The sequence below is a fragment of the Arthrobacter sp. AD-310 genome (genome assembly GCF_054656615.1).
In genome coordinates this window covers 68,915-79,203 of sequence record NZ_BAAHNO010000017.1, presented here as the reverse complement: position 1 = coordinate 79,203, position 10,289 = coordinate 68,915, and the positions used below count along the sequence as shown (strand labels likewise).

General features: G+C 66.0%; 12 protein-coding genes. 5 read left to right on the top strand and 7 right to left on the bottom strand.

All coding sequences use genetic code 11. From position 1 onward, the window contains the following. Window positions 1–59: 59 nt before the first annotated feature. Window positions 60–1,073 carry a UDP-glucose 4-epimerase GalE gene (galE, locus tag ACYQ1Z_RS12395; RefSeq protein WP_459792826.1) on the bottom strand — a complete coding sequence of 338 codons (1,014 nt, stop codon included), beginning with the start codon at window positions 1,071–1,073 and terminating at the stop codon, window positions 60–62. A 107-nt stretch (window positions 1,074–1,180) separates the two neighbouring features. Here galE and ACYQ1Z_RS12390 point away from each other — a divergent pair, with 107 nt between their 5' ends. Then, window positions 1,181–1,789, top strand: a complete 609-nt coding sequence (locus ACYQ1Z_RS12390; protein WP_459792825.1) for a TetR/AcrR family transcriptional regulator — start codon at window positions 1,181–1,183, stop codon at window positions 1,787–1,789. Between the two features lie 98 nt (window positions 1,790–1,887). Then, window positions 1,888–2,499: a hypothetical protein gene (locus tag ACYQ1Z_RS12385; RefSeq protein ID WP_459792824.1), complete on the top strand. Its 612-nt coding sequence runs from the start codon at window positions 1,888–1,890 to the stop codon at window positions 2,497–2,499. Window positions 2,500–2,518: 19 nt separating this feature from the next. Here the strand turns inward: ACYQ1Z_RS12385 and ACYQ1Z_RS12380 are convergent, their stop codons facing one another. Together ACYQ1Z_RS12380 and dapD are read right to left on the bottom strand one after the other, a co-directional pair. Beyond that, window positions 2,519–3,370: a hypothetical protein gene (locus ACYQ1Z_RS12380; RefSeq protein ID WP_459792823.1), complete on the bottom strand. Its 852-nt coding sequence runs from the start codon at window positions 3,368–3,370 to the stop codon at window positions 2,519–2,521. 7 nt (window positions 3,371–3,377) lie between these two features. Next, the gene (dapD, locus tag ACYQ1Z_RS12375; protein WP_459792822.1) at window positions 3,378–4,418 is read right to left on the bottom strand and encodes a 2,3,4,5-tetrahydropyridine-2,6-dicarboxylate N-succinyltransferase; all 1,041 of its coding nucleotides are present in this window, start codon (window positions 4,416–4,418) and stop codon (window positions 3,378–3,380) included. Between the two features lie 51 nt (window positions 4,419–4,469). Between dapD and dapE the strand changes: the two genes are divergently transcribed. After that, window positions 4,470–5,606, top strand: coding sequence for a succinyl-diaminopimelate desuccinylase (dapE, locus tag ACYQ1Z_RS12370; protein ID WP_459792821.1), 1,137 nt, complete (start codon window positions 4,470–4,472; stop codon window positions 5,604–5,606). 79 nt (window positions 5,607–5,685) lie between these two features. Here dapE and ACYQ1Z_RS12365 read toward each other — a convergent pair whose 3' ends face one another. The 4 genes from ACYQ1Z_RS12365 to ACYQ1Z_RS12350 all read right to left on the bottom strand — a co-directional run bounded on the left by ACYQ1Z_RS12365 (window position 5,686) and on the right by ACYQ1Z_RS12350 (window position 8,981). Continuing rightward, window positions 5,686–6,525: an amino acid ABC transporter permease gene (locus tag ACYQ1Z_RS12365; RefSeq protein ID WP_459792820.1), complete on the bottom strand. Its 840-nt coding sequence runs from the start codon at window positions 6,523–6,525 to the stop codon at window positions 5,686–5,688. After that, on the bottom strand, window positions 6,522–7,172 hold the full coding sequence (locus ACYQ1Z_RS12360) for an amino acid ABC transporter permease (RefSeq protein ID WP_459792819.1): 651 nt from the start codon (window positions 7,170–7,172) through the stop codon (window positions 6,522–6,524). Before ACYQ1Z_RS12360 ends, ACYQ1Z_RS12365 begins: the two co-directional genes overlap by 4 nt. A gap of 86 nt (window positions 7,173–7,258) precedes the next feature. Next, the gene (locus ACYQ1Z_RS12355) at window positions 7,259–8,143 is read right to left on the bottom strand and encodes a glutamate ABC transporter substrate-binding protein (protein WP_459792818.1); all 885 of its coding nucleotides are present in this window, start codon (window positions 8,141–8,143) and stop codon (window positions 7,259–7,261) included. A gap of 82 nt (window positions 8,144–8,225) precedes the next feature. After that, window positions 8,226–8,981: an amino acid ABC transporter ATP-binding protein gene (locus ACYQ1Z_RS12350; RefSeq protein WP_459792817.1), complete on the bottom strand. Its 756-nt coding sequence runs from the start codon at window positions 8,979–8,981 to the stop codon at window positions 8,226–8,228. 104 nt (window positions 8,982–9,085) lie between these two features. On the opposite strand from ACYQ1Z_RS12350, the gene ACYQ1Z_RS12345 reads away from it, so the two are divergent. Both ACYQ1Z_RS12345 and ACYQ1Z_RS12340 read left to right on the top strand, forming a co-directional pair. Next, window positions 9,086–9,868, top strand: a complete 783-nt coding sequence (locus ACYQ1Z_RS12345) for an LOG family protein (protein WP_459792816.1) — start codon at window positions 9,086–9,088, stop codon at window positions 9,866–9,868. A 48-nt stretch (window positions 9,869–9,916) separates the two neighbouring features. Continuing rightward, window positions 9,917–10,289 (top strand): DivIVA domain-containing protein (locus ACYQ1Z_RS12340; RefSeq protein ID WP_459792815.1); only part of this gene is annotated, 373 nt, incomplete at its 3' end.

Below are 10,289 nucleotides of genomic sequence, written 5' to 3'. Positions count from 1 at the left end.
CCCCCCCCCCCCCCCCCCCCCCCCCCCCCCCCCCCCGCCGTCGTTCGCTGTCACGAAAGTCAGGACGCGTAGCCCTGGGGGTTGTTCTTCTGCCAGCGCCAGTGGTCCTCGCACATCTGGTCCACCGTTTTGGTGGTGGACCAGCCGAGGTCGGCCAGGGCCGAGCTGGCGTCGGCCCAGAAGGCGGGCAGGTCGCCGGGGCGCCTATCCGTTATTTCATAGGGGATAGGCTTCCCGACCGCCTTCTCGAAGGATCGCAGCACCTCAAGGACAGAGGAGCCCTTGCCCGAGCCGAGGTTCCAGCGGAAGACTCCCGCCCGGTCCGCAACATGGTTCAGGGCTGCCACGTGGCCCTGGGCGAGGTCGGTGACATGGATGTAGTCACGCAGGCAGGTGCCGTCCGGGGTGTCGTAGTCCCCGCCGAAGACCATGAGCTTTTCCCGGCGTCCCACGGCCACCTGCGCAATGAACGGGACCAGGTTGTTGGGGATTCCCTGCGGGTCCTCGCCGATCCGGCCGGAGGGGTGTGCGCCCACGGGATTGAAGTAGCGCAGCAGTGCTATATGCCATCGGGGGTCGGCGGCGCCGAGGTCGGAGAGGATGTCCTCGATCTGCTCCTTAGTGCGGCCGTAGGGGTTGTTGGCGCCGATCTCCATCTTCTCCACGTACGGGATCGGGTTGTGCTCGCCGTATACGGTCGCGGAGGAGCTGAACACAAAGGAGCGGACATTGTGCCGGTCCATGACGCGGATCAGGTTCAGGGTGCCCACAAGGTTGTTGTAGTAGTACTTCAGCGGTTCCTGCACCGACTCGCCGACGGCCTTGAGCCCGGCGAAGTGGATGACCGCATCGATGCCCGCGCCGGCGAAGACATCCTCGACGGCGGCTTCGTCGACCAGGTCCACTTTGTGGAACTTCGCGGTCTTGCCGGTGAGTTCGGCCACCCGGCGGAGGGACTCTTCGCTGGAATTGACGAGGTTGTCGATGACCACCACGTCATGGCCGGCTTCCTGCAGGGAAAGAACAGTGTGGGAACCGATGTAGCCGGTGCCCCCTGTAACCAGAATTTTCATGCCTCCACGCTATCCCACCCGGCCGTGCCGCTGCCGCTGCGTCCCGGATGCCGGGCACCACGGCTTGGGGTGCGGGCGTGGGAGCACAAGTGTGCTAAATAATGGGGATGCCGAAAATTGTTGACGCTGATACCCGCCGTCAGGATGTTGTGGAAGCCGTCCTCCGGATTATCGCCGTCGACGGGCTGGAACGGGCTTCCCTGCGGGAAGTGGCAGACGAGGCCGGACTCGCCGTCGGCTCTGTTCGGCACTACTTCGCCGGCAGCGAGGAGCTGCTCACGTATTCCTTCGCCACGGTGCTGGACCGGATCCTCCGGCGGCTCGGCGGCGTCCTGCCCGCGGTGGCCGCAGCCGTTCCCGGCAGCCGCGAACAACGCGCGGCGGTGATGGCTGTCCTGGGCGGGCTCCTGCCCCTCGATGAGATACGGGCGGTGGAAGCCTGTGCGTGGATGGCCTTCAAGAACGCTGCAAGGACCAGGCCCTTCCTCGCCGGCGAGGCCGACCGGAGCCACCGGGAGGTAGCGGCAATTGCCGGGCAGGTGGTCGCTGCCCTGATGCCGGCGGACGAACCACAGGATGCCTTGGTGGTGGAAGCCGAACGGCTGCTGGCCACGTTGGACGGGCTGTGCATGCATGCCCTGCTGCAGCCCGGGTGGATGACGGCGGAAATGTGTTCTGACGTGCTGGAACGCCACCTTGACGGGCTGGGAGGCTGACGGGCGTTAACGTGGACAGCAAGCGGGAATAGACTGATAGCCGGGGAGGCAGCCGGATCAGCGGAACCCGGCAGGAGCAGGCCAGGGAAGGACTACGGATGCATCAGGCAAGCGGTTCAAGGTGGCAGATCACCACGGACACATCGGGGCCCATGATGATCGCACTGTACGTCCGCGACACCGCAGGACTGAACGGGGCCGGCCACCCTGCGCTTTCCCACGCGGCGCCAAAGATCCGGCCTGCGGACCACTCCCACCTCACGGCCGACGTCGGCGGGCTGAGTGCGCTCAAGACCGAATGGGAAGCCTGGTGGGCCCAGCTCCTGAAGGCCTACCCGCAAACCTCACCCGAGCTCACACCGCCCGATTTCGAAGCCTTTGGCAACTCGCCGGCACTGCAGCGCGTCCTCCAGGCCCACTTTGGTTCCGCCCTGACCTGGGCCCGGGAACGCAGGAGCGAATACGCCGAGCTGGAGGCCGAGCGTGCCGCCAGCGGGACCGACCAGCTGCTGGGGGAGATGGTTGATGACCGGCTCATGGAGGTGGGCCGCGACTCCCGCGATTTCACCCTGACAATCATCGAACTGCCGTTGAACGAGCAGCGGGCCTGGTATCTGGAACCGGACAAGATCATCATGAGCCGCCAGCTCATGGACCGGCCGGAATTGTTCCGCAGCTACGTGCAGCCAGTGGTGGAGATGCTCGTCTGACCAAACTGCACTGCCGGCTTTAGGTGTCCTGTGCCGCTACTGTGATCCTGACCTGGCCGTCCGGTGCCCCCGACTCCTGCCAGCCCTTGCGTTCTGACCGGTCCCAGCTTCGGCCTTCCACGTCCACCTGCGTGACCTGGAATTCCTTCGCGTTCGCCACGGCCCACTGCGCCACGGACCACGCCTGGGTGCCGCTGGCCTCAACAACGACAGTCTGTCCCTCAACCGCCGCGCCGAGCTGGCCGTAGGCCTTGTCCAGTTCGGCAGTCACCGTTCCGGCGTCCCCGGCAGAGTCCGAGGCACGCAGAGTGCAGTGCACGGCTTCCGGCGACTGGCCGGTCAGTCCGGAGGCGAAAAACCGTCCGAGGTCCTCGTGCTGGGCGTAGGCGCGGGGGTAGGCGGAGCGCTGGACGCGCTGGGCAGCGTCGGTGATGTCGAGTGTCTCGTAGCCGGGAATTTTGACCAGCGCGTCGTAGAAGGCATTGACCGCGTAATAGGGATCCATGACCTGGTCTTCGGTTCCCCAGCCCTGCGACGGACGCTGCTGGAACAGCCCGCGTGAATCCGGGCCCGCCGTGTCGCCGTGCCCGATGTTCCTCAGCTTTGATTCCTGCATGGCCGTGGCGAGGGCGATGCTTGCGGCCCGGGGAGGCAGTCCGCGCTGGACGGCGACGGCGGTGATGAGGGAGGCGTACACAGCCTGGTCGGGTGCCAGTTCGGCTGTGCTGTCACCCACCACGGCAACGCAGCGCTCCGAGACGAGGGTCTCGGAGCGCTGCACAAAAAACACCGCGGAGTAGATGCCGCCGGCCACCAGGGCCAGCGTCAGCAGGAGTACTGCAAGGCGGCGCAGGCCGCGTCTGCGTGCCACCGGCAGCTTAGTTGGCGTGCAGTGCGTCGTTCAGTTCAACGGTCTGTCCCTTGCGGGGAAGGACCTCCACGGCGCCTGTGGTGGAGTTGCGGCGGAACAGCAGGTTGGGGACACCGGAGAGTTCGGCAGCCTTGACGATCTTGGTGGTGTCTTCGCCCACCTCATCCTTGGGGCCGGGGACGCGCACGCGGGTGCCGGCCGTGACGTACAGGCCCGCCTCCACCACCGAGTCGTCGCCGATGCTGATGCCGACTCCGGAGTTGGCGCCGAGCAGGACCCGCTCGCCGATGGTGATCTTTTCCTTGCCACCGCCCGAGAGCGTACCCATGATGGATGCGCCGCCGCCCACGTCGCTGCCGTCCCCGGTGACGACGCCGGCGGAAATGCGGCCTTCCACCATGGAAGTGCCGAGGGTGCCGGCGTTGAAGTTCACGAAGCCTTCGTGCATGACGGTGGTGCCGGGGGCGAGGTGCGCGCCAAGGCGCACGCGGTCGGCGTCGGCGATGCGCACGCCGGCGGGCACCACGTAGTCAACCATGCGCGGGAACTTGTCCACGCCATACACGGTGACGGCACCACGACGGCGGAGCCTGGCGCGGGTGAGTTCGAAGCCTTCCACAGGGGCGGGGCCGAAGTTTGTCCAGACGACGTTGGGCAGCTTGCCGAAAATGCCGTCCAGGTTGATCGTGTTGGGGCGGACCAGGCGGTGCGAGAGCAGGTGCAGCCGGAGGTAGGCGTCAGCAGTGTCTGCGGGGGCTTCGTCAAGGTTGATCTGGACGAACACCACCTTCTGCTCGGTGCCGCGGTCCTCGTCGGTGCCGTTTTCTGCGATCTGGGTCAGGACCTCGTCCGCGTTCTCCACTGACCGCAGGTTCTCGGCGGCGACGCCCAGCGACGGGGCGGGGAACCAGACATCAAGGACGGTGGCTTCACCAGCGTCCCCGCCTTTGGCGGAGGCGATCGTCGCCACGCCAAAACCATATGCGGAGCGTTCGTTGGGGGTTTGGTTCAAGGTTTCGGGCACAGCGGAAGAAGCGGTCTCAGTCATGTGCCCCAGTCTATCGAGGGCGGGGTGCCCGGTTCGAACTAGACTGGCTTCGTGACTGCCGAAACCGCCCCCACAACCTCCGCACCCGTCCTGGACCTCAAGCAGGATGTGGCGCTGCTGACGGCCGCCCTGATGGACATCAACAGTGTGTCCGGGAATGAGAAGGAGCTCGCGGACGCGGTGGAAGCCGCGTTGCTGGCCATCCCGCAGCTCAGCGTGGTCCGCGACGGCGACGCCATCGTTGCCCGGACCGAACTGGGGCGTCCTGAACGGATCATCCTGGCAGGGCACCTGGACACCGTCCCACTGCCGCTGACCGAAGGCTCCAGGGGCACGGTGCCTTCCAGCTGGGACTCCGGCGTCCCCGGGGAGGGTGTCCTGTACGGCCGCGGCGCAACGGACATGAAGGGCGGCGTGGCTGTACAGCTTGCACTTGCCGCTGCCCTGTTCGACGGCGGCGCGGAGCCGCAACGGGACGTCACTTTCGTTTTCTACGACCACGAGGAAGTGGAAGCGGTCAAGAGCGGACTGGGCCGCCTGGTGCGCAACCACGGCCATCTCCTGCAGGGCGACTTCGCCATCCTGCTCGAACCCACGGACGGAACCGTGGAGGGCGGCTGCAACGGCACCAGCCGGTTCGAGGCAACCACCATGGGCGAGGCAGCCCACTCCGCCCGGGCATGGATGGGCAGCAACGCCATCCATGCAGCTGCCCCCATCCTCGCGAGGCTGGCAGCCTACGAGCCGGGGACGGTCACCGTGGACGGGCTGGATTACCGGGAAAGCCTCAACGCGGTCAGGATCAACGGCGGCACCGCCGGCAACGTCATCCCGGACCGCTGCGTAGTCGAGATCAACTACCGGTTCGCCCCGGACAAGACGCCCGACCAGGCCGAGGCCGTGGTCCGGGAGCTGCTCGAGGGTTTCGACGTCGTCCGCACGGACGCCGCGGCCGGCGCCCGGCCCGGGCTGCAGCACCCGGCCGCCGCCTCCTTCGTCGCCGCAGTGGGTGCCGAGCCGAAGCCCAAGTACGGCTGGACCGACGTCGCACGTTTCAGCGAGCTGGGCATTCCGGCAGTGAACTTCGGCCCGGGCGATGCGCTGCTGGCGCACAAGGACAACGAGCATGTCCACGCCGACGCCGTCCGCAAATGCCTTGCCGCGCTGCAGGACTGGCTGGCGGGCTGAGCCGAGGGCCCCTGGATAGCGAAAGCCCCGATCCAAAGATCGGGGCTTTCGCTGTTTAGGGGCTTTCGCGGCTCAAGTGTCAGGGAGCTTCGGCCTTGATGACCGCAGCCTCGGCCTTGGCCGTACCGCCGGCAGCCTTCTTGGACCCGCGGCGCTCGATCCACACGGCGAGCCGCGAGACGGCGATGTTGATCGCGATGTAGATCGCGGCCGCCACGAAGAAGACGGGGAACAGGAACTGCGTCCCCAGGAAGTCCGCCATCACCTGGACTGCGCGCAGCAGCTCGCCGTAGGCCACAATGTAGCCGAGCGAGGTGTCCTTGAGCAGGACCACCATCTGCGCCACCAGCGACGGCATCATACGGCGGATAGCCTGCGGCAGTTCGATGAGCATGCGGGACTTGAAGCTGGTCAGGCCGATGGCCAGGCCCGCTTCACGCTGCCCGCGGGGGAGCGACTGGACGCCGGCCCGGATGATCTCGGCGAACACTGCAGCGTTGTACAGCACCAGGCCGGTCACCACGGCGATGAACGGCGAGGTGCCGAAGCCCAGCAGGACGAACAGCATCATCAGGACCACCGGCATGCCGCGGAGGAATTCCAGCACCACCCGGATGGGGATCCGGATGAAGGCCGCATCCGAGATGCGCAGCAGGCAGAGCACCAGACCGAGGGGGAAAGCGATCACGGCGGCGAGGGCTGCGGCGCTGAGCGTCGCGCCCAGGCCGTTGCCGAGGAGGGTCCAGACATCGCCGCGGGTGAAGATTTGCCAGCGGCGGCCCTCGAAAATGCCCTGCTGGGCGAGTGTCATGATGATCCAGGCCAGCAGGCCCAGGATCAGCAAGGTACCGACGATGGAGCCGATAAGGGAGATCCGGCGCGCTTTGGGGCCGGGGACGTCGTAGAGAACCGAGCTCATCGGGCGATCGCCACCTTTCGTTCCACCGTGCTGGCCAGGATGCCCAGCGGAACGGTGAGGAGCAGATAGAAGAATGCGGTGCCCAGCAGCACGGCGATGACGGCGTCACCGTTGGCGTTGGCGAGCTGGCGGCCGTAACCGAACAGTTCGAGGACGAAGAACGCGCCGGCCACGGAGGAGTTCTTCACCAGGGCGATCAGGATGTTGATCAGCGGCGGGATCACCGTCCGCAGCGCCTGGGGCAGGATGATCAGGGAAAGCACCTGGCCGAACTTCATGCCGATGCTGCGGGCAGCCTCGGCCTGGCCCACGGGCACGCTGTTGACACCGGAACGGACAGCTTCGGCGATGAACGCTGCGGTGTAGGTGCTGAGGGCGATGATCGCGGCCACTTCGAACTGTTCGAACTTCACCCCGAGGCGGGGGAGGACGATCGCGGCGAAGAAAAAGGCGATGGTCAGCGGGGTGTTGCGGAGGACCTCGACGTAGACGGTGCTGAAACCGCGGAGGGCTGCTACGGGGGAAACCCTCGCGGCGGCCAGGAGGGTCCCCAGTATCAGCGCGATGATCCCGGAGACGGCTGACAGGAAAAGGGTGCGGAGAAAACCTTCCCAATACAGGGGCAGGTTTTCAATGATGACGTCCATAGGATCCTTTGGCTTTGGGCGTGGACGGGTTAAAAGGCGGAAAGCTGCCGGGGACGGCGGACCGGCCCCGGCAGCTCCGTGACGGCCTAGTAGCGGTCGATCTCGGGAAGCTCAGGCGCAGTCTTGATGACTGAACCGGCAGTGGCTTCCCAGGCCTCCTTGTAGGACCCGTCCTCTTCGAATGCCTCAAGCTGGTCGTTGATCCAGTTGCGGAACTCGGTGTCGTCCTTCTTCAGGCCAATGCCGTACGGCTCCTTGGTGAAGGTCTCGTCCGAGGCGAGCTTGAAGGCGTCCGGTTCCTTGTCCACGAAGCCGGCGAGGATCACGTTGTCCGTGGTGACGGCTTCAACCTGCTTGTTGCGCAGCGGCTCCAGGCAGGCGGAGTATGTGGCTGCCGGAACCAGTTCGGCGCCGTACTTTTCCACGATGGTGGCTGCGGGGGTGGAACCGGTGACGGAGCAGACCTTCTTGCCCTTGACGTCCTCGGGGGTCTTGATGGTGTCGTTGTCCTTGTTGACCATCAGTGCCTGGCCGGCCTCGTAGTACGGACCGGCGAAGCTGACAACCTGCTTGCGCTTGTCGTTGATCGTGTAGGTGGCGATCACCAGGTCAACCTTGCCCTGTTCGATGAAGGGTTCGCGGTTGGCCGAGACGGTCTCGGACCATTCGATCTTGTCCGCCGGGATGCCGAGCTTGGCGGCGATAAGCTTGCCGATTTCGACGTCGAAGCCGACAGGCTTGCCGTCCAGGCCCACCTGGCCGAAGAGCGGCTGGTCGAACTTGGTGCCGATCTTGATGGTGCCGGCCGTGGAGAGCTTTTCCATGGTGGTGCCGGCAGCAAACGAGGGCTTCTCCACCGGGCTCGGGTTGGTTCCACCGGCGTCGCCGCCGCCGCAGGCGCTCAGGGACAGGGCGAGGGCAGCGGTGGCTGCCACGAAGAAGGACTTCCGCCGGGTCATAAATGCCTTCATGACATTCCTTTCATTGATGGCCGTGGGTTCCGGCCGGATGCGAACTTGCTGGTGTGTGTTCGGGTATCGGTGGTGCGGGTGGTCAGTGGGTGAGGAGCTTGGAGAGGAAGTCCTTGGCACGGTCGCTCTTGGGGTTGGTGAAGAACTCCTCCGGTGTGGAGTCCTCGACGATCTGGCCGTCCGCCATGAAGACCACGCGGTCCGCGGCTTTGCGGGCGAAGCCCATCTCGTGGGTGACCACGATCATGGTCATGCCTTCCTTGGCGAGCTGGATCATGACGTCCAGGACCTCGTTGATCATTTCGGGATCCAGCGCGGAGGTGGGCTCGTCGAAGAGCATCACCTTGGGCTTCATGGCCAGGGCGCGGGCAATCGCAACGCGCTGCTGCTGGCCGCCGGAGAGCTGGGCCGGGAGCTTGGGTGCCTGGTGGCCCACGCCGACCCGTTCCAGGAGCGCCATGGCGTCCTTGTCAGCGGTGGCCTTGTTGACGCCCTTGACCTTGGTGGGGCCGAGGGTGACGTTCTCGAGGATGGTTTTGTGCGCGAAGAGGTTGAACGACTGGAATACCATGCCGACGTCGGCGCGGAGCTGGGCGAGCTCCTTGCCTTCCTCCGGGAGCACCTTGCCGTCGATGCTGATGGTGCCGCTCTCAATCGTTTCGAGGCGGTTGATGGCGCGGCACAGGGTGGACTTACCGGAGCCGGAGGGCCCAATGACCACAACAACCTCGCCCTTGCGGACCTGCAGGTTGATGTCCTTCAGAACGTGCAGCTGGCCGTAATGCTTATTAACGGCCTTCAGGGAGACGAGGGGTTCGCCGGGCACAAGAGTAGTCATAGGAAGAACATAGCGAACTTGAGGGTCGCTATGACGGGAATCACCCCAAGTTCCTGCGGATCGTGATTCAAGAGATACCTGCGGCGGGAGGTTAGCCTAGGGGAATGAGCATCAACGCAGATCCGGCCAAGAACACCCAGCCGCGCCGTAAGGGTCCCCTTGAACTCCGCCGCAAGCAGGCCGCCGTTGAAATGTCGGATCAGCATCTGCTCGATACCAAGGGCCCGGGGCAGTTCGTCCACACCGATCCCTGGCGCGTCCTGCGCATCCAAAGTGAATTCGTTGAAGGCTTCGGGGCCCTGGCGGACATCGGCAAGGCGGTCAGCGTCTTTGGGTCCGCCCGCACCAAACCCGGCAGCGCCTACTACGAGATGGGCGTCGAGGTTGGCCGCAAGCTGGCAGAAGCGGGCGTCGCTGTCATCACGGGCGGCGGGCCCGGCTCGATGGAGGCGGCCAACCGCGGCACCGTGGAGGGCAACGGGGTCTCGGTGGGCCTGGGCATCGAGCTTCCCTTCGAGCAGGGGCTCAACCAGTGGGTGGACCTCGGCATCAACTTCCGGTACTTCTTCGCCCGCAAAACCATGTTCGTCAAGTACGCCCAGGGGTTCATCGTGCTCCCCGGGGGCCTCGGCACCCTGGATGAGCTCTTCGAAGCCATGGTCCTGGTGCAGACGCGGAAGGTCACGTCCTTCCCGATCGTGCTGCTCGGCGTCGAATTCTGGGGCCCAATGATCGACTGGATCCGGGGGACCCTGGTGGCGGAGGGAATGGTGTCCGAAAAGGACCTGGACCTCATCCAGCTTGTGGACGATCCCGCCGAGGCCGTGGACCGCGTGCTGAATGTGGCCGTCACCCCGTCGCCGAACGGTGAGCAGCGCCCGGAGTAGGAGCATTAGGGGCCCCGGTGCGGCGCCCGGGTCTGGCACGATGGAACGGTGAGCTTCTTTCTGGTTTTCCTCGCCCTCGTGCTGGTCGGGGCAGTAGCCTGGGCAAGCCTGGGGCGCCGGCCCCGGACCGGGGGCGGCAGGCCGCTGCCCGCGCTCCTGGACGGCGGCTTCGAGCAGCCGCCGGCGAACCTGCCGCCCGTGCTGCTGCCCGCCAACGCTGCCCCGGAGGACGTGGACGGCGTACGTTTCTCCCTCGGGCTGCGCGGGTACCGGATGGACCAGGTGGACCAGGTCCTTGACGACCTGCGGGACCAGCTTGCAGCGCGGCACCGGGAAGTGGCGGAGCTGCGCGCCAGGCTGGCTGCCGTTGAAGAGGACGCCGGCGGCGGGCACGACGACGACGCCGGGGCAGTGCCGGGCC

Excerpts from the sequence above, each read along its gene's own strand:
- ACYQ1Z_RS12360 (WP_459792819.1), bottom strand. The coding sequence starts at position 7,172 with ATGGACGTCATCATTGAAAACCTGCCCCTGTATTGGGAAGGTTTTCTC.
- galE (WP_459792826.1), bottom strand. The coding sequence starts at position 1,073 with ATGAAAATTCTGGTTACAGGGGGCACCGGCTACATCGGTTCCCACACT.
- ACYQ1Z_RS12385 (WP_459792824.1), top strand. The coding sequence starts at position 1,888 with ATGCATCAGGCAAGCGGTTCAAGGTGGCAGATCACCACGGACACATCG.
- dapD (WP_459792822.1), bottom strand. The coding sequence starts at position 4,418 with ATGACTGAGACCGCTTCTTCCGCTGTGCCCGAAACCTTGAACCAAACC.
- ACYQ1Z_RS12350 (WP_459792817.1), bottom strand. The coding sequence starts at position 8,981 with ATGACTACTCTTGTGCCCGGCGAACCCCTCGTCTCCCTGAAGGCCGTT.
- ACYQ1Z_RS12390 (WP_459792825.1), top strand. The coding sequence starts at position 1,181 with ATGCCGAAAATTGTTGACGCTGATACCCGCCGTCAGGATGTTGTGGAA.
- ACYQ1Z_RS12355 (WP_459792818.1), bottom strand. The coding sequence starts at position 8,143 with ATGAAGGCATTTATGACCCGGCGGAAGTCCTTCTTCGTGGCAGCCACC.
- ACYQ1Z_RS12365 (WP_459792820.1), bottom strand. The coding sequence starts at position 6,525 with ATGAGCTCGGTTCTCTACGACGTCCCCGGCCCCAAAGCGCGCCGGATC.
- ACYQ1Z_RS12345 (WP_459792816.1), top strand. The coding sequence starts at position 9,086 with ATGAGCATCAACGCAGATCCGGCCAAGAACACCCAGCCGCGCCGTAAG.